Source organism: Ruegeria sp. AB11 (assembly GCF_056536325.1).
This window is the reverse complement of record NZ_JBQFJO010000001.1, coordinates 43,871-62,411: the sequence shown is the minus strand read 5'-3', so window position 1 is coordinate 62,411 and position 18,541 is coordinate 43,871. Positions and strand designations below refer to the sequence as shown.

Sequence of the window (18,541 nt, the reverse complement as noted above, 5' to 3'; positions counted from 1 at the left end):
GCGGGTCAAAGCATGTTAGGCCCGCTCAGTTTGGGCTCTCCACCAAGCTTCGTAGCACTTTTGTACAGTTGCCCAGCTGAGCTTCATGGCTTCCGCGATGCTGTTGATAGTCCATTTTTGACGGAACAGGGCGTGCATCGTGGTCTCGTCGTAGATCCGATTGGAATTTCGTGGTTTGATCTGCCTCCCAGTTGACTTGATCCACTTGGATATCGTTTGAGGTGTTGGGCCATGCTGTTCGCTGAGGCGGCGAAGAGATGTCTTATTTTCCCATTGCTTGGCAATGTCTTCCAGTACGTCAACGCCTGCTGCTTTCAATGCGTGGATGGCGTTGCGTCGGGTTGTCTCAAGATGTTTCGCAAACTGATCGAGGGATCCGATCTCCCGAAACAATGACACCAGATCATCGGATGATTGCTCAATGCTGGCGTCCTGCTGAAAGCTGTTAAAAAAGAGGCGCTCCTGCGCTCGTCTGTGGTACCTGAGACGTCGTTCTCGTGCGCTTCGAACCGCTGCCGTGTCATCAGCTGGTTGCTCCACTTCAGTCGGCGGCCTGCGGTTTCGGTGCCTTTCGCTTCTCTTCAACAAGGCCCTCTTTTGTCGTAACGGCGCGAGTGCGTCGTAGGCTTCTTGCGCGCGACGTAGGTCATCCTCGGCCTGGCGCAATTGCCGCTCTTCCTCGTCGGTTAGCCCGCTAATGCGACTAGGGGTAGGCTGTGCATCGATCTTCAAGCCCATATCTGGTTCCCAGCTTGTGATTCTTTTTTGTGTCATGGTCTCTGTTTGCGGCGCTGGGGCCAACTAAAGTTCTCATTTTGATACACGATCGACCGGGCAAAACTGAGATTCAAAGCGCCACAAAGTGGAAATCCTTGACCTGATGGTGAGAGAGGTGAAGTTGGGTTCATCAGCAAAACAGTTTGATAGATTGATGACTCCCGACCTCGACCGACATGAAGAGATAAAATATCGCCTCAGGAAGCGGCGACTGTCCTTGGTTCAGGTCGCGCGGGAGCTTGGGATTTCGGCTGGCAGTGTTACCGCTGTTAGCCAGGGGCATCGACGCTCTCGGCGCGTCGAAAGAGCTCTAGCAGAAGCGCTGGAGACTACCCCCGAAGAGCTATTTCCAGAACGCAGCATCGGGAGGAAAAAACAATGAGCCTATAAAAACCAAAGGCCTCGAAAGAAGCTAGCGACTTCCATCAAGGCCCGAGGTGCAAAAGTTTGTAGCCCTTTGCACCTCCTTCATGACCCAAATTTCGAAACCCGTCAACCGCGCAGAGTGTTTCTGCGGGCGGGTTTCGTTCATCCCAACATAAAGGAGAGCCACACGGCGCCGGTGTGAACCGGTGGCCATGGCAAACACTATGACAAAAGATGATGATGACGACTTCTATTGTCCACCTTCGCCGACCGTAGCGGGGCTGATGTTTCCCGCGCGGTCCAAACAAACTGTGCGCGGCTTCACGCTCGCGATGACACCTGCAGAACAATACTGGCGTCAGATTATCAGTGCCAGCCAAGGGGAGCGTGAAACCTGCCTGTTGTCGCTGGCAATGCCAGATCTCTGGAACCTCATCGATCAGCCAAAGCCGGTGAGCTTTGTAGACGTGGATGGCAGACAAAGAACCCACAGGTTCGACTATCTCGCAGTATTCAGAAATGGTCGCCGCGTCGCCATTGCGGTGAAACCTGAGGAGCGCGTTGAGCGACTGAACTTCAAAGCCACGCTGCAAGCTATCAAGCGCGACTTGCCCATTGGCTTTGCCGACCAGGTTGCCTTGGTCACGGAGCGAGAGCGGCACAAGGTCGAGGTTCGCAATGCTGAGCTGCTGAATTTCTTTCGGCGGTGTTCTGACGAAGAGGCTGACAACATCGTTGTCGATCTGATTAATGGGCTCTTTGGCGAGGTTCCGATCAGTGATCTGGTTGAGAAATCTGGCCTTGGTGCTCGGGCGTTTCGCGCGGCATTCCGTGCGGTCTACGCGGGCAGGCTCAATGCGAATACGCGAGAGCACATCTCCATCAACTCCATCGTTGCACCAGGAAAGGGCTGGGCATGAAACATGAACCTATACGGCTTGGCGTGACACCGTGTGACGCCATCGTCGCCAACGGGACAATACAAGCCATCACCAAAGTGACCGACCTGTTTGTCGAAATGAAACCTCTGCGCGGGGACACCGAACCAATTTCCTTAACCCACGCAGAGCTATCAGAGCTCATCAGCTCCGGTCAGTTCTCCATTCAGTATGGGTATTTTGAAAGCCGTCAGGTTGCTCGTCGCGCAATAGCTGGACGGGCGTTGATGTCGAGGATTCCAATAAAGGCCCAGCTGGACGCATTCTACAAGGAATGCTGTTGCACATCGGTCCAGGAGCTTGAAGCCGAGGAAAAATTCAATCGCTCTGCTGAACGCTGGGAAGAATTTCGGCCGGCGCTTGAACAACGTATCGCTGAGAAACTGAAACAGGGACTGAAAGCGGCAACTGCCGGGGCCAGCTTTGATAGTATTGAGTTGCGCAGAACACCTTGCAGAACCTCAGTCATGTCTTGGCTGCGGGAGTGGGAAACGTCCAAAGACCCAATGATCTTTGTAAAGAAATCCATCTTCAACGGTAGTAATGCTCGGCGTATCGACGCTGAGCGCGAAGCTATCATTCAAGGGATTCTCGAGAGCTACCTGCATCCAAATCAGCTTCTCGCCGGTCACATCCATGATGACGTAAATGCGGAAATCCGACGGCGCAACGCAATACGTATCGCGAGCGATGAGCCGCCTCTAACTGAGGTCTCCAAAAGCACCATCGAACGCCGGATAAAGGAACTCGACAAGTTCGAGGTGCTTGCCGCCAGAAAAGGGCTAGCTGCTGCGAAGAACAAGCTAGGGTCTCATGGTGGCGGATTGAAGCTGGATGTCCCACTTCACCGCATTGAAATGGACGAATGGGAGATTGATCTCATCGCTCTCCTCAACAAGAGCGGATACAATATCAGCCAAGACAATGTGCGGGATCTCGAAACCGGCCGATACTGGGTGTGCGTCGCGTTTGATGCCGCCAGCCGCAGTATCCTTGGTTTGAAGCTTTCGCGAAGCCCCACGGCTGAAGACGCCAAAGCTGTCTTGTGGATGGCAATGCGCGACAAGACTGAACTGGCTCGTCAACTGGGCTGTGAAACGGACTGGAAACAGTATGGTCATATTGGCCATGTCGTTGTCGACAACGGCCCAGCATTCGTCAATGCAGAATTCAAAGCGGCACTCTCAGATCTGTGCATTGACTACTCGGTCCTTCCTGCGGGAATACCGAAACTGCGCGGTCGCATCGAGCGGGTGTTTCGTTCCATCATCACTCTTTTGATGCCGCATCTGACGGGACGAACGTTCTCAAATCCTCAAGAACGTGGTGACTATCCATCCCAGAAATATGCGGTGCACACAGCCGAAAGTATCATCGAGCTTTTGGTTCGGTTCACTGTCGATGTGTACCACAACCGCAAACATCGGGGATTGGAATACGCAACCCCCAACATCGTTTGGGATCGGCTCATCAAGGAGTTTGGGTGGTCACCTCCCATGAGCCACCACACCCTGCGGCATATCCTTGGAGTCGCAATGTCGCGTGATACCGGTCCTCACGGTGTTCTCGTGAATGGTGTGAATTATCACTCTGACCGTCTTGCGAAGCACTTCCAGAAATTTGGCAAGCAACATGTTGATATACGCATCGACCCTGAAGATATGGGGCATATTTCCGTCTGGCTGGAGAAGGGGAAAGACTCTGGCTGGTCAACTCTGAAAGCCCAGATAGGCGGACTGGAAGGTGTGTCTTTTGCCGCCTGGGAACGATCCGTGTTTGAACTTCGGCAGAACAATCGCAATGCGGCATCGCTGACGCAGGGCGTGGTGGATCGCGCCATCAAAAGGATCAAGGAGATAGATGCGGAGCAATGCGCTCTGCGACAGCTTGGTCCGATTGGCGACACCCACGATCAGATCAAAAGGGCTCAGAAAGAAACCTTCTGGGGGCTCTCATTAGGGGGCGATCCCGAGCTGTGCCCAGCTCCATCTGAGGGTGGCGGCGGTGAGCCTCAGGGCCTTCTGTCGAACGAGATCACGCACGATCTAACTCCCAGCCCCGCCGATCGTCCCGTTCTGCGCGACAAGCAAAACCCACCCATCGAATTCTGGTCATTCAGCGATGAAGACGAAGACCAGCCTCACACGTCTGACAAGGATGAAAACAATGACTGAGACCAACAATGAAATTCGCAAAATTGTTCAAGATCTACGGTCGGCATTTGTGCCGACGCCTTCATACGCCAAACTTGAAGCCCACTTCCGCGCTTTACTTAAGCAGCGCCGCGCCGACGTGAGGGACGGAACCATCAACAATGCGCGGGGTATAGTTCTTGTCGGGCAATCCGGAAGTGGGAAAACCACTGCCATTCGGGAGTTGATCCGTAAGAACAAATCGTTGCTCCAGACGGACCCCACGCAGGATATCTGCGAGTTCTTCAGTCTTCAGGTTCCAAGCCCGGCAACCATGAAATTTGTTGGCGCAGCGACGCTTCGCGCTCTTGGCTATCCCTATTCCGGGGACAAGCAGGGTCCGGCCATATGGGATCAGGTCAAGGTTCAGCTCAAGCTAAGGCAGACCTGTTTTCTGCATCTCGATGAAGCACAGGATTTGGCTCGATATCAGACAGATAAAGAGCGCCAGTCTGTCGTTAACACCCTCAAATCCGTAATGGAGAACTCCCTCTGGCCAACCGGGCTCATCCTGTCAGGCATGCCGGATCTTAAGAAGATCGTGAACCAGGACCCTCAATTGGCGCGCCGCCTTTATCCCGTCGAGATCGGCAGATTGCATGCGGTCCGAGATGTGGAGCCTGTACTCGACATCGTCCAGAAATACGTCGCGAGGGCGAAGGTTAAAGCACAATCGTGTGTGCGAAACGAAAGCTTCGCGAAACGTCTCATGCATGCAGCGGATTATGAGTTTGGCCTGATGACAGAGATAACGGTTCAAGCCCTTTCAAAGGCTCTGTTCAACGAAGGGTTTGAAGCCGAATTACAGCTTCGTCACTTTGCGGATGTGTTCTTCGATCGAAGTGCCGCTATCGATGCCCTTAATCCGTTTATCGCGGAAGACTTTACGCGGATAGATCCGCGACAGATCTTCGAATTCGACGGAGAGGATGCATGACTGCGCCTCTAAAACTTGCTCTCCCCTTCATCGAAGGGGAGACGCTTTCTGGCTACGTCAGCAGAAACGCGAAGCTCCATGAAACCACCCCGAGAGATTTCTGTTCCGATCTTGGGATGCGCTGGCCGTTTCTATGCAGCGGCCGCGATCATCAAATCGAGCGACTGGCGTGGCTGTTAGGTGTCCAGCCGTCCCTGTTAAAGACGTGGAGAACCCGGAAAATCGGGATCGGTCGTTATGAGGTGGGTCGGGCGATAGCCAGTACGGGCACGTTGAGGCGCACAGCAGTACGGCTTTGCCCGCGTTGTGTGGAGAGTGCACTTTCGGACGTCGGATCACATGGCTTATTTCAAATGCTTGAATGGTCAATTCTTTGCATAGAAAGATGCGCGCATCACGGTTGCCAGTTGATGACGATCCCGTCTGCGGAGTTTTCTCATGCGACTTACGATTTCGTTACGCGCGTGATGGAACACAGTGATGAAATTTCCAGGGCTAGCGATTCATGCGTGCTCCTACCTGACATCAGCTTTGAAGCCTATGTCCGGCGAAGGATCTGGCGTGGGCCTGAGGATGATTGGCTGAAAGATCTTGAGCTTACGCAAATCCACCGCGGAAGCTTGTCGCTTGGCGCTGCAATGAGTGGGTTCAAAGAAAAGTTTCTCAAGAATCTCCCATCTACCGAGCTGCGCAGTTTCAGCCAGATTGGATTTGAGAGGTTGGTAGATGGACCCGATGCGTACAGAGAGGCGCTCATTGAACTTCATCGTCAGAGCGGGGCGGAAAAGCCATACTACACGACGGACTTCGGCCCCCACTATAGTTGGCTGCGCGAAGCTCAGAAGGAACCAGCAATGAAAGCGATGATTGACGTCGCACGCGAGCATGTATTCGATACCTATCCTACCCCAACGGGAAAGAGGGTGTTTGGAGAGCAACCAAAAGAACGGATTTGGCTCTCTATGGAAGAAGCGAGAAGGCGTACAAACCTGGGTGTTGTTTTCCTAAAGCTGTTGCTTGGACACCTAGACGGCATATCGAAGGCTGAGGCACTCAAACGAACGGAGCTAAGTGTAAAAGAGGTCGAAAGAGCTAAGGCGTACCGAGATACTTTGCTCAACCTCAAAGATGCGGCTTCGCGATTGGGTATTCTGCCCCAGCAGGTTAAAGGACTGCAAATTCGCGGCGTTCTTAATACCATCAAAATCACCTCGTCTCTTCGATACTTACTACGCGAGCAGGTGGATGGTCTCGTGAAGAAAGTTGAAACTCTGCCCCATAGCTTGCCAGGAAAATCCACCGTGCCACTGAAGGAGTTCTGCCGCGCCAAAGGTGTGCATCTGGCACGCGTGATAGAACTTTGGGACCGAGGTAGATTGGAAGGTAAGGTCTGCCGGGGCGACGGTGCTGGGTTGCAAGCGCTGGAGTTGGACTGGAATGCGCTCTGCGGAAAGACAACAATTCGGCTTGATCGCGATCTAGAACTGACGGAAACGGCCAGCTATCTCCAGATCAGTGTGATATCTATCAGGCGTTTGAGGGATGCAGGATACCTGGAGGTAATTTCACGCAGAAATCCTGACACCAATCACCTGAAGCAATACGTCAGCAAACAGAGCATCCTGGAATTTGAACGCCAGTACGTAACGCTCGGTCAGTTGGCGCAGGATCAAAATGTGAGACCTATCCATCTTGCGCGTAAGTTTGAACGTGAGAACCTTGAGCCTATCACCTGTATTGCTGGGTATGTCAGGGTCTATTTAAAAGATGGAATAAACGGATGGTTTGGTAAGAATGTCTGAAACTCTGACGATTGAGCTATCCGAGGCCGAATTTGATGAGCTCCGCGAGCTAGCACATCAGGCCAGCATGAGTGTCGAGGAGCGAGCCGCGTATATCATAGAAGCACATTTCGAAGCCCGGAAACGAGTTCAGAAACCGGAGGTATCAGTCGAGTTTCTGCGTCAAAACGTTGATACGGTCTTGGATGCGGTTGCTCGCGGTCCTGTTTACATAAGAGCTGAGAATGAACGTGCCTATGTGATCATGCGGATAGAAGAGTATGACCGGCTGTCTGCTCCCGATTGAGGCGGGTTGAAGCTGGGCGGCGCATTTGTGCCGCCCAAACTGTTTACCAGTAATACTTGTGTGGTTTGCGCCCATCAGGCCAATTGATGTTGTCGGGATCAGCACCTTTGACAATGTGTCTTTCCAAAGACTTGGTCTTTCGCCGCGCGGGTCTCGTATGAAACAGCTTGTCATGCCATCGCGGCCAGTTCTCCAGCCAATGTATGGTGTCCGGACCTTCCGACAGTCGATGCTCGAGCCCCCGTGCTGAGTAGCCAATCCGAGATACAGTGCGTGCCCGTTTGCGTTTGTAGTGGGCCATTGTAGCGGCCTTTCATGTAGTTTCGTTGCTACATGGCACCCTCCTTTGGTTCGTTCGTTTCAAGCCGCACTCGGCTTGGTCGGCCGAAAACGCAGCCGACTTGGATATTGGATTGCGTCTGTGAAAGCAAGGGAGAGGTGACTTTTGAGGCGGATCACGACAAGCAGTGATTAGTAGTACACTCAACTAGAAGGCGGTTCACATAACACCCGTTCAATGATGTTCGCGGTTTGTTATGACGCTGCAATTCGTGCATTGGTTGCAGAAAACTGCCATTCGAGACGCGGTTCGAAGTCGACCGCAGTGCGGACGAAGCGGCCTTTTGCTCACGCCGCCTTCGCTGACGCAGAAACCACTCGCGGGCGCGGCACGCTTTTTTGTTGCATCGCAGAGGATTTCCCGAATGCGGTCATTCATCGGCGCAAGATCCGGCAGGATCCAATTCGCGCTTTCGCCGCGATCAGGATCGACCATCAAGCAGCGGGACTGAGCGGCCATTCGATATCTCGATGCGCAATCTCATTCTGTCTGGAGATTCATAGAGTGTTCTGCTGCAGAGGAGAGTTCAGAGCGCCAAAAGCTTCGATTCTGGAATCGAGGGAATCATCCGGTCACTTTCCGGCGCTGGCACCTGAAAGTAGGCGCCGTGAACTTTGAAAGATGCTGAAGGGCCGTGCCCTCCAGCGGGTTCTTGGGCGAGTATTCCTTATGTTTTCAACGCAATAAAAGCTGGCGTGCGCCGATGCGAGAAAGAAGTATCGGGTCTATTGACCAATATTATACCACCTAATATATCAGATGAAGTATCAATAAATCGAACAGGGCGATGCCATGCTTTCCGACGACTACGCGATTCAAGGAGTGCTGAATGAAGCGGCGATCCCAAGCCTGGGACAATTCGATGTAATCGTTGCCGGTGGCGGCGCTGCGGGTGTCTCAGCGGCAACGAACATCGCCCGAAAAGGGCATCGGGTTCTCATGATCGAGCGCTACGGGTTCTGCGGCGGCGGAGCGGTTGCCGGCATGTCGGGCACGATTTGCGGTCTCTACCTATCCAGCGATCGGAACGCCAATCGAGCCGAGCAAGTGGTGTTCGGTTTTGCCGATGAATTCCGCAAGCGATTGATCGCGCGTGGCGGTCTCACGGAACCGCAGCGCTATGGCAAGACCTGGACGGTCACGCATGACCCGCACATGTGGCGCGAAAACGCGGACGACTTTTTGTCCGATACAGGCGTGAACATTCTCTACCATTCCCGCGTCGTTGGCGTGTTGCGAGATGGCGATACCGTGCGTGGCGTGATCGTCGACACGAAATCCGGCCTGGCCAAGATTGAAGCCAAGCTAGTGGTTGATGCCAGTGGCGACGCCGATGTCGTACACCGTGCCGGGTGGGCTACCACCAAGGGGCAGGACGGCACCATCCAGAACCCGACGATGATCTTCCGGTTGGGCAATGTCGATGTGGACACATATCTGGAGTACTGGGGTGAAAACACGATCAGCCCGGAACACGTCATCGAGGCGCTTATCGAGGCCGAAAACAGCGGCAATTACCACCTGCCGCGCAAGAAGATCTGGATCTTCCCAACCTCGCGCCCGAACGAGATTATGGTCAACGCCACCCGTATCCTGGGCCGTGACGGGCGCGATCTGGATGTGACCGACCCGGTTGATCATACCGAGGCCGAACTGGTCGCGCGGCACCAGGTTCGTGAATACGCGCGATTCCTTAAGGACAAGGTGCCGGGCTGTGCTGACAGTTATGTCGTCGATACCGGAGTCGAGGTTGGTATTCGCCAGACCCGCTCAATCGTCGGGGTCAAACGTCTGACCAACCAGGACGTGGTGGGACGCCACAAACACGCTGATGGTGTCGTGCGCTGCCCCTGGCCGATTGAATTGCATTCCGGCCAGAAACCCAAGGTCGAATGGCTCTTGGACGACTATTACGAAATTCCTTTCAGCACCCTCATTCCCGAAACGGGCGAGAACATCATCGTCGCCGGGCGCTGTCTTGCCGCCGAACACGAAGCGCTGGCCTCTGCCAGGGTCACAGCCCAGTGCTTTGGATATGGCCACGCGGCGGCTGTGGCAGCGGACATCGCTCTGCGAGACGGCGTCGCCCTGCGCGACATCCGAGGCGAAGACGTTCGCGACATCCTGAACCGCGAAGGTGCCGCGCTGGACTGATTTTCCGGACTTTCCACAAGCAATCAATGTCCAACCCTAGGAGGAACCCAATGAAACTTGCAAAATCCCTGATGGCTTGCGCCGCGGCGCTGGCCCTGTCAGCGACAGCATCGCTGGCCGAAAGTTACAACTGGAAGCTCCAGTCGTTCTGGGGCGGCGGATCCGCGCCGCAACTCGTCATTGAGAAATTCGCGGCAAACATGAATGCGGCTTCGGGTGGCGACATCAACATCACTGTCCTGCCCAACAAGGCCATTGTGGCTCACAACCAAACGCTGCAGGCCGTTGGTTCCGGCATTCTGGACATGCACAAGAGCACGCCATGCTACTATGCCGGTGTCGATGCGGCCTTCGGTCTGCTGTGCGAAATGAACGCGGGCTATTCCAACGCCTATCAGTTCATCACCTGGTACTATCAGGGCGGCGGTATGGAGATTGCTCAGAAGGTCTATGCCGAGCACGGGCTGCATTATATCGGCCCGGTGCCGTGGGGCGTGGAATCTATCCCGACCAAGGAGCCGATCCGCACTGTCGCGGACTTCGAGGGTGTAAAGATCCGTATGCCGGAGGGTCCATCTTCGGAGCTCTTTGCCTCAATCGGTGCGGCGCCGGTTTCAGTGCATGGGTCCGAGGTTTACACCTCGCTCGAAAAGGGTGTGATCGCGGCCACCGACTGGTCGACAATCTCGATCAATGACGGCGCAGGCCTGCACAATGTTGCACCCTACGCGATCTATCCGGGCATCCATTCGATCCCGATGGGCGATGTGTCGATGAATCTCGAGACCTGGAACAGTCTGGACGCGAAAACACAGACCCTGCTGGAACTGGGCGTCCGTACGCTGGCGCTGGACATGTTGCAGACCTTTGAGAATGCCGATGCAGAAGTGCTGGCCGCAGCAGAAGAAAAGGGCATCACCCTGATCGATTGGGCGCCGGAAGAACGCGCCAAGTTCCGCGCAGCAGCACAGGAAATCTGGGCAGCAACGGCGGCAAAAAGCCCGCTCGCCCAGGAAGTCTATGACAGCCAGATCGCCTGGCTGAAATCCATTGGTCAAATCGACTGATCTCTTCCGACTGCCGGGCCGTGATTGGCCCGGCTTTTTTATCCTTGAGGACTACCATGGAACTGCCAGAACCTGATGCGCGCGCCCCGTCTCTCCCTTGGGTGCTGAAACCGGCCGAACTTGCCGGCTATGGCTTTGCCATCTGTGTTGCGATCATCGGCTTTGAGGTCGTGATGCGTTACGGTTTCAATGCGCCAAGGATCTGGGTGCAGGACATGGTTGTCATGCTGGTCGGCGGCTGTTTCGCGATTGGCGGCATCGTGGTGCTTTACGAAGGCAGCCATATCCGGATCACCGCAATCTACGACAACGTGCCTGAGCGGGTGCAGCGGTGGCTGGACTTGCTGGCGGCCATCGTTGCCGCTGCCTATCTGGCACTGATTGGCTATGGCGCCTGGGTCAATGCGCGCCTGTCGATCAAACTTCATGAGACCACCGGCACCAGTTGGGACTCGCCCTTGCCGATGATCCTGAAAACCGTGCTGCTGGTAAGCGCGGGCATCATGTGCGTGATCGCCATGACGCAGATCTTCCGTTCGATGAAACGCTTGGTGGGCTAGGGTCATGGGCATCGGACTGATCACGCTGATCCTTGTCATCGGCATCCTGTTTTTGCTGTTCGCGGGCGTGCCTTTGGCCTTTTCCACGGGGATCATGGCCGCAACCCTGATCCTGATGGAGTTTGGCCCGGTCGGGCTCAGCCTCATCGCAACCCGCATCTACGATCTGATGGCGGATTTTTCCTTCGTGGCCGTGCCGCTATTCGTGATGATGGGGCTGGTTCTGGAGAAATCAGGGGTCACCAACGATCTGTTTCGGGCTATGTCGATGCTGGGCGGCAAGATACGCGGCGGCCTTGCTGTTCAGACACTGGCGGTTTCGGTTCTTCTGGCATCGATGTCCGGCATCATCGGCGGTGAAATCGTCCTCTTGGGCCTGATTGCCCTGCCGGAAATGCTAAAGCGCGGTTACGACAAGAAACTGGCAGTGGGTGTCGTCTGCGCAGGAGGTTCACTCGGCACCATGATCCCGCCCTCGATCGTGCTGATCGTTTATGGGCTGACCACGGATACTGGTGTGGGTGAGCTGTTCCTCGCCGTGCTTCTGCCCGGCTTGATGCTGGCCAGCCTCTATGTGGTCTATGTCATGGTGACGGCCACGATCTGGCCGGACAAGGCACCGCCGCTTCCGCATGAGGAACGCGACATGCCACGTGCCGAGAAGATGGCGGTGATGCGTGGTGCTATCTTGCCTGTTGCTGTTGCCGCCTGGGTGCTGACCTGTATCTATACCGGCATTACGTCCTTTATCGAAGCCGCCGCCATGGGCGTCATCGGCGCGCTGATCTCCGCAGCAATCAAAGGCACTTTCTCGCTCGGCCTCGTCCGCGACGTCTGCAATCAGACCCTGCGCATCTGTGGCATGATCATGTGGATCGTGTTTGGCGCAACCGCCCTCATCGGCGTCTACAACTTCTTTGGCGGTGCGGCCTATGTCACCTCGGCCATCACCGCGCTCGATTGGTCGCCACTGGCGGTCCTGATCGTGATGATGCTGATCCTGTTCGTGCTTGGCATGTTTATGGACTGGATCGGCATCCTGCTTCTGACCATGCCGATCTTCGTGCCGATCATCATCGGCTTCGGCTATGACCCGATCTGGTTCGGCGTGTTGTTCACGATGAACATGCAGATGTCTTATCTGACACCGCCTTTCGGCCCGGCCGCATTCTACCTGAAAGGTGTCGCGCCCGACGACATCACCATGGGCGACATCTACAACTCATTCTGGCCGTTCATCTTCCTGCAGGCGCTGGCCATCGCGCTCCTGATCGCCTTTCCGCAAATCGCCCTTTGGCTGCCTTCTGTTTTGATGTGAGGATCCCATGAGCAAGATCACCGATTTCGAAACCGCCGTTGCCGACATTCCGTCCGGTGCCACCCTGGCCATCGTTGGCGTCATCGGCTGGATCGTCCCGGAAAAGCTGCTGTGCAGCTTGGGGCAGCGTTACCTTGATACCGGTGCGCCGGGCGATCTGACGCTTTATGTCCCCTGCTTCGGGGGCGACAACGGCGCGATCAAGGGCATCGACAACCTGATGCACGACGGCATGACCAAGCGGTTGATTACCGGGTCGTTCATCAACCCGCCCGATCCGAAAACCGGCGAACGCCCCCGGTCGATGGGTCAGGTTCGGGCCGACAAGATCGAGGCCTACACGTTTCATATCGGCGTCATGATGCATTGGCTGCGCGAGATTGCGCGGCGCAGTCCCGGCTATCTGACCGAGGTGGGCATCGGCACCTTTGTCGACCCCGATCTGGATGGCGGCAAGGTCACGCCATGTGCGACCGAGGATATTGTCGAAAAGATCGACTTCCGCGGCAAACCGCACCTTTTCTTTCCGAGTCAGCATCTCGACTACGGCATCATCCGGGCGACATCGGCCGACAAACACGGCAACCTATGTTTTGAGGACGATCCCCTGGTGTCTTCCAATCTGGCAATCGCGCTTGCCGTCAAGGCCTGCGGCGGCAAGGTGATCGCCCAGGTAAAACGCACCTATGAACCCGGTGAACGCCATGCGCATATGGTCAAGGTGCCTGGTGTCCTGGTCGATCACGTGGTGGTCGACCCTGACCAACAACTGGTCACCGGCATTCAGGATGACGCCCGTTTTCTGGGCCAAAACCGCATGGACCCGCGCGAGCTGCAACCGCTGAAACCCGGTGCGCCGACGGTGATTGCCCGCCGTTCTGCCAGCATGATCAATGAAAACGAATTGACGATCTACGGGTTCGGCGCCTCGTCCTCGATCCCGACGATCTTTGCCACCGAAGGCCGGTTTGATGGCGATGGCATCTATGACTACCCCTCCACCACCGAGCACGGCTCATACGGCGGCATCGTCACCTCGGGCTGGCAGTTCTCGGCCAATTACAACCCCGATGCCCTGCTTGATGGCGTAACCCAGTTTGACGCGATCCATGCGGGCCTGTGCAAAACCTGCGCGCTGGCTTTTGCCCAGTTTGATGCACAGGGCAATATCAACGTCTCGAAATTCGGGAGCGCCAATCCCGGATCGGGCGGGTTTATCGACATCGCCCATAACGCCACCAACCTGATCTTCAACGGCACCTTCACCACAGGTGGGCTGAAAGTCGATGCAACAGGTGGCAAACTGACGATCCTGCAGGAAGGTAAAGTGTCGAAATTCGTCTCAAGCGTCGAACAGGTCACCTACCCGCTGCTGACCGGTGTGCGCGAACGTGGTCAGACCGCCCATATCGTCACCGAACGTGCCGTCTTTGCGGTGACGCCGGATGGACTTGAGCTCTTGGAAGTCGCCCCTGGGATCGATCCGAAAGCCCAGGTGCTCGACCTGATGGGCTTTGCGCCGGTGCGCGTCCCCGATCAAATCCCCCTGATGGATCCGAAACTCTTCACGTAAAGGAAAACCTTCATGCTCGAAATAACCCGTGATGGCGCTGTCGCCACACTGTCCATCGACCGCCCCGAGGTCCGCAACGCCATGAGCCTCGGCCTTGCCCACAGGATCGCCGAAGTCACGGCGGACCTCGACCGCGATCCCGAGGTCAAGGCGATCATCCTGTGCGGCAAGGAACATGGCTTCTGTGCCGGCAGTGATCTGAAGGAACTCGCCACGTTCAACCTCGACCAGATCTCCGCGGCAGAACGTGAAAAAGCCGCCGTAGCCCGCTCGTTCTGTTTCATGGACACGCCAGTGATTGCGGCGGTGGACGGTTTCACCATGGGTGGTGGCATGGTGTTCACCGTGTCCTGCGACGTGGTGTTCACTGCAAAAAACGCCCGGTGGCATTTGCCCGAAGTAGCGTTGGGCTGGAATCCCGGCTGGGGCGTACAGGCTTTTCTGGCGCGCTGTGGTCCCTATGTGACCCGCCATGTCTGCTGGGGCGTCGACCCGTTTGATGGCGAAGAAGCCGTTCGCTTGGGGCTTGCGGATTTCCTTGCCGAGGGTAGCGCGGCAGAGGCAGCACATGACTACGCGACCAAGCTTGCGGCTCTGCCAGAACATGCCGTTACGGCGACCAAGCGGCTTTGTGCCCCCGCTGCTGGTGAAAACAGCCAGGTGCTCGACCTAATGGCCAACCAGATGTTTCACGAAAGCTGCAAGCACGAGGTCGCCAAAGCATCTTATGCCCGGTTTGGAGTGAAGATCTAATGACCGAAGGCTTGCGCGAAATTGATCACGGGGCTGTTTTGATCCTGGCGCTGGACCGCCCGGAGCGGCGCAATTCAATGGACCTCGCGGTAACGCGAGCGCTGGCCGAGGCTCTGGAGCGCACCGCCGTGACCGATGATGTCCACGTCATCGTGCTTCAGGGCCATTCACACGGGTTTGGGGCCGGTAGCGACCTGAAAGCGCTGGCGGGTCAGAGTGTCGGAGAAATGATCTCTGACGAGCGAGAGATGGCCGCCCTGGCGCGCAGCTTCAACCGTCACCCAAAGCCAATAATCGCTGCCGTAGATGGTTACGCCATCGGCGGCGGCGCGGTCTATGCTGCATCCTGCGACGTGGTTTTTTCCAGCGCGGATGCAAAATGGGCCCTTCCCGAGGTTCCCATCGGCTGGAACGCCGCCTATGGCATTGCCGCGATGCAAGCGCGGCTGGGGGCCTATACGGCGCGGCATATCCTATGGGGTGCAGAAGGGTTTTCTGGTGAAACCGCATATGAGATCGGGCTAGCGGACTTCCTGGCCGAAGGCAACGCGGCCAAAGCCGCACTCGACTATGCCAACCGGCTGGCAGCACTTCCTCCCCACGCGGTCGCCGCAACCAAACAGTTGTGTGCAGGGCCGATTGACCGGGATGCGGTTGAGATGGACGAGCGCGCGATGGCGTCATTCGAGCGTTGCCTCGCAACCAGAACGGCACAGACCACGCTTCGGAAGTTCGGCATGGTCTGAGGGAATTGCAGAAAGAACGGAATGACCGATCCACTGACACTCCATCGACTTTTCAAGCGCGGCCGTACCATCGGTACCGGGCGCCGCATACGGTGCTTTGGCTCGGACCGATCGGTTGTCGAACAAAGCTATGATCAGTTCGCGCAAGATGTCCTTGCCTTGGCAAATGCGTTGCAGGCGCGGGGTCTCGAACCCGGCCAACGGGTCGCGACGCTCGCCGCAAACGGTATTCGGCATTTGCAGCTGATGTGGGCCGTGCCGCTGGCGGGCGGCGTGTTCCACGCCATCAACACGCGTCTGCCGGCCGACGAAATCGCCTATATCCTTGAAGACGCTGACGCCCGCATATTGTTCATTGATCCCGAATTCGCCGAATTGCTTGCCGAATTGCGCAAGGCCTGCCCTGATCTTGATACCTTTGCTCTGAATGAAGGTGCGGGCGGAGACGTCGCCAGTTTCGATTTCCTTCTGGGGGCTGGCGCGTCGAACCCTGACGCCATCGAGGCTGCGGTAACCGACGAGAATGCCCCGGCCGTGCTCTGTTATACCAGTGGCACCACGGGGCGGCCCAAAGGTGTCAGCTATTCTCACCGCGCGCTGACGCTGCACGCCCTGACCGAGGCAATGGTCGATGGCTACGGCATCAATCATTCCGACAATGTGCTGCTGATGGTTCCTTTCTGCCACGGTGCGGGCTGGGGCGTTCCCTATTCGGCATTCATGTGCGGGGCGGACATCTCGGTACTTTCAGGGCCAATCCGGGCAGATCAAGTTCTGGATATCCTGACCCAACAGAAGATCACCTTCACCGGCGCCGTTCCCGAGGTGATTGCTCGCATTGCCCCGCAAATCGCCTTGCGAAAGGCAAACCACACCGGGCTGCGTATCCTGATGGGCGGCACGGCACCGCGTTCTGAAACCTTGTCGTTTCTCAGGGCGGCAGGTGTCACCTCAATGCTGTGCTGGGGCATGACGGAAACGCTGAGTGCCGCGACGATGCAGCATTTGCCGCCCGAAGCAGGCGAGGTCCAACTTACACAAGGACAGCCGTTACCGCTGACCGAGCTTTCGCTGGCAGAATGTGAAGATGGATCGCAGGAACTGCTCGTTCGTGGCCCGTGTGTTCTTGATAGGTATCACGGCCAAAAGGGCTCGGCGCGACAGGCCGGTTGGTTCGCAACCGGTGATACGGCCGAGATTGGCCACAACGGCATCCTGCATCTGCAGGATCGCAAGAAGGACCTGATCAAGTCCGGTGGCGAGTGGATTTCCCCAACCGCGCTGGAAGCACACATCTCGCAGATCGCCGGAGTGGAAGAATGCATCGTCGTCGGTGTGCCTCATCCGAAATGGGGAGAACGGCCTCTGTGCGTGGCCGTGGCCAGTGAAGCGATTGAGATCGAGCGAATTTCTCGGGAGCTGATGGCAACGGGCCGGTTCGCGAAATGGCAGCTTCCTGATGATGTCGTCTCTCTCAAAGCGTTGCCTCGAACGGTGTTGGGCAAGCTCGACCGTCAGGCGTTGCGCCAGACCTTCAAAAACCACTTTCAACCAAACCCGGATTGACCGGAAAGCAAAAGGCCCCAAAATGCCAGAAATCGCCCCTCATACCCGCCTGCGCCCATCGCCCTTTTATGAGGCAACCCTTGCAGAAGGCGTCACCTCATTCACGCCCTATAACCAGATGCTGATCCCACTTGGATACGGCGATGCCGATGCGGAATATGACCGGTTGATGAACGGTGTCAGCATGTGGGACGTGGGCGGCCAGAGGCAGGTTCAAATCAAGGGTCGCGACGCTGCGCGTCTCGCACAGATCCTTTCTCCGCGGGATCTTTCCGGACAGGTGGTTGGCCAAGGCAAGTATGTACCGATGTGCAATCACGCTGGAACTCTTATAAATGACCCGGTCGTCAACAAGCTGGACGACGATCTGTTCTGGTTCTCGATCGCGGACAGTGACGTGAAACTCTGGGCGCGTAGCATTGCGGCCGAGCGCGGACTTGAGGTGGAAATCACCGAACTCGACGTTTCGCCGATGGCCGTTCAGGGCCCGATGGCAGAAGATGTCGTGGCGTCGATCTTCGGGAACTGGGTGCGGAACCTGAAATACTTCTGGTTCGGTGATGCCGAGATCGGCGGCATTCCGGTCAAGATCGCTCGATCCGGATTTTCGAAACAAGGCGGCTTTGAGATTTACCTGATGGACGGATCCCGCGGAACCGAGCTTTGGAACATCGTGCGTGAAGCGGGCAGACCGTTCGGAATCGGTCCAGGGTACCCCAACCCTTGCGAACGGATCGAAAGCGGCCTTCTGTCCTGCGGCGGGGATTCCGATGACGCGACCAACCCTTTCGAGGTTCGGCTTGGCAAATATGTTGATCTGGACGTGGATGACGAGGTAATCGGCATCAAGGCACTTCGCCGGATCAAGGAAGAGGGTCCACGGCGTCACCAGCTGGGCGTGGTTCTTGAGGGCGAGACGCCGTCTGCGAACCATGCGCGGTGGTACGACATCCGGGTTGGCGGGATCAAGGTCGGTGACATGACCAACGGCACCTGGTCGCGCAAGCTTGGCCGAAACATCGGCTTCGCTCTGGTTTCCCGGGTGTATCGCCCGGGCGACCACGTCGAGGTGCAAAAAGAGGGGCGTAGGCTTGTCGGCACCCTGTGCGAGCTGCCATTTACCTGATTTGGGTCGGATGAAGTGGACAAGGCATGGGGAATGCAGG

General features: G+C 56.5%; 17 protein-coding genes. 15 read left to right on the top strand and 2 right to left on the bottom strand.

What is annotated here, in order from left to right; translation table 11 throughout:
* Positions 1 to 15: 15 nt before the first annotated feature.
* Positions 16 to 738, bottom strand: coding sequence for a hypothetical protein (locus ACR3EJ_RS00355; RefSeq protein WP_170544271.1), 723 nt, complete (start codon positions 736 to 738; stop codon positions 16 to 18).
* A 142-nt stretch (positions 739 to 880) separates the two neighbouring features.
* Between ACR3EJ_RS00355 and ACR3EJ_RS00350 the strand changes: the two genes are divergently transcribed.
* The 6 genes from ACR3EJ_RS00350 (at position 881) to ACR3EJ_RS00325 (ending at position 7,298) form a co-directional block, all read left to right on the top strand.
* Positions 881 to 1,159: a helix-turn-helix domain-containing protein gene (locus ACR3EJ_RS00350; RefSeq protein WP_480423304.1), complete on the top strand. Its 279-nt coding sequence runs from the start codon at positions 881 to 883 to the stop codon at positions 1,157 to 1,159.
* A gap of 208 nt (positions 1,160 to 1,367) precedes the next feature.
* Complete coding sequence (locus ACR3EJ_RS00345) at positions 1,368 to 2,063, top strand: hypothetical protein (protein ID WP_170544269.1); 696 nt, start codon at positions 1,368 to 1,370, stop codon at positions 2,061 to 2,063.
* Positions 2,060 to 4,255 carry a DDE-type integrase/transposase/recombinase gene (locus ACR3EJ_RS00340; protein WP_170544268.1) on the top strand — a complete coding sequence of 732 codons (2,196 nt, stop codon included), beginning with the start codon at positions 2,060 to 2,062 and terminating at the stop codon, positions 4,253 to 4,255. Before ACR3EJ_RS00345 ends, ACR3EJ_RS00340 begins: the two co-directional genes overlap by 4 nt.
* Positions 4,248 to 5,210: a TniB family NTP-binding protein gene (locus ACR3EJ_RS00335; RefSeq protein ID WP_170544266.1), complete on the top strand. Its 963-nt coding sequence runs from the start codon at positions 4,248 to 4,250 to the stop codon at positions 5,208 to 5,210. Before ACR3EJ_RS00340 ends, ACR3EJ_RS00335 begins: the two co-directional genes overlap by 8 nt.
* The gene (locus ACR3EJ_RS00330) at positions 5,207 to 7,012 is read left to right on the top strand and encodes a TniQ family protein (RefSeq protein WP_170544264.1); all 1,806 of its coding nucleotides are present in this window, start codon (positions 5,207 to 5,209) and stop codon (positions 7,010 to 7,012) included. The genes ACR3EJ_RS00335 and ACR3EJ_RS00330 overlap by 4 nt, the downstream gene beginning before the upstream one ends.
* Positions 7,005 to 7,298 (top strand): hypothetical protein, encoded by a 294-nt coding sequence (locus ACR3EJ_RS00325; protein ID WP_170544262.1) that lies wholly within the window; start codon positions 7,005 to 7,007, stop codon positions 7,296 to 7,298. Before ACR3EJ_RS00330 ends, ACR3EJ_RS00325 begins: the two co-directional genes overlap by 8 nt.
* A gap of 43 nt (positions 7,299 to 7,341) precedes the next feature.
* Here the strand turns inward: ACR3EJ_RS00325 and ACR3EJ_RS00320 are convergent, their stop codons facing one another.
* A complete protein-coding gene (locus ACR3EJ_RS00320; protein WP_170544261.1) occupies positions 7,342 to 7,599 on the bottom strand; it encodes a hypothetical protein in 258 nt (85 codons plus the stop codon).
* Positions 7,600 to 8,430: 831 nt separating this feature from the next.
* On the opposite strand from ACR3EJ_RS00320, the gene ACR3EJ_RS00315 reads away from it, so the two are divergent.
* The 9 genes from ACR3EJ_RS00315 to ACR3EJ_RS00275 are packed head-to-tail and all read left to right on the top strand — an operon-like array spanning position 8,431 to position 18,501.
* Positions 8,431 to 9,792 carry an FAD-dependent oxidoreductase gene (locus ACR3EJ_RS00315; RefSeq protein WP_170544259.1) on the top strand — a complete coding sequence of 454 codons (1,362 nt, stop codon included), beginning with the start codon at positions 8,431 to 8,433 and terminating at the stop codon, positions 9,790 to 9,792.
* 50 nt (positions 9,793 to 9,842) lie between these two features.
* Positions 9,843 to 10,859, top strand: a complete 1,017-nt coding sequence (locus tag ACR3EJ_RS00310; protein ID WP_170544257.1) for a TRAP transporter substrate-binding protein — start codon at positions 9,843 to 9,845, stop codon at positions 10,857 to 10,859.
* Between the two features lie 56 nt (positions 10,860 to 10,915).
* Positions 10,916 to 11,419, top strand: coding sequence for a TRAP transporter small permease (locus ACR3EJ_RS00305; protein WP_170544256.1), 504 nt, complete (start codon positions 10,916 to 10,918; stop codon positions 11,417 to 11,419).
* Between the two features lie 4 nt (positions 11,420 to 11,423).
* A complete protein-coding gene (locus ACR3EJ_RS00300; protein ID WP_170544254.1) occupies positions 11,424 to 12,737 on the top strand; it encodes a TRAP transporter large permease subunit in 1,314 nt (437 codons plus the stop codon).
* A gap of 7 nt (positions 12,738 to 12,744) precedes the next feature.
* Complete coding sequence (locus ACR3EJ_RS00295; protein WP_170544252.1) at positions 12,745 to 14,310, top strand: CoA-transferase; 1,566 nt, start codon at positions 12,745 to 12,747, stop codon at positions 14,308 to 14,310.
* Between the two features lie 12 nt (positions 14,311 to 14,322).
* Complete coding sequence (locus tag ACR3EJ_RS00290; protein WP_170544250.1) at positions 14,323 to 15,063, top strand: enoyl-CoA hydratase/isomerase family protein; 741 nt, start codon at positions 14,323 to 14,325, stop codon at positions 15,061 to 15,063.
* Complete coding sequence (locus tag ACR3EJ_RS00285; protein ID WP_170544248.1) at positions 15,063 to 15,809, top strand: enoyl-CoA hydratase/isomerase family protein; 747 nt, start codon at positions 15,063 to 15,065, stop codon at positions 15,807 to 15,809. The genes ACR3EJ_RS00290 and ACR3EJ_RS00285 overlap by 1 nt, the downstream gene beginning before the upstream one ends.
* A gap of 21 nt (positions 15,810 to 15,830) precedes the next feature.
* Positions 15,831 to 17,375 carry an AMP-binding protein gene (locus tag ACR3EJ_RS00280; protein WP_170544246.1) on the top strand — a complete coding sequence of 515 codons (1,545 nt, stop codon included), beginning with the start codon at positions 15,831 to 15,833 and terminating at the stop codon, positions 17,373 to 17,375.
* Between the two features lie 22 nt (positions 17,376 to 17,397).
* Positions 17,398 to 18,501 carry a glycine cleavage T C-terminal barrel domain-containing protein gene (locus ACR3EJ_RS00275; protein WP_170544244.1) on the top strand — a complete coding sequence of 368 codons (1,104 nt, stop codon included), beginning with the start codon at positions 17,398 to 17,400 and terminating at the stop codon, positions 18,499 to 18,501.
* The last annotated feature ends 40 nt before the right edge of the window (positions 18,502 to 18,541 follow it).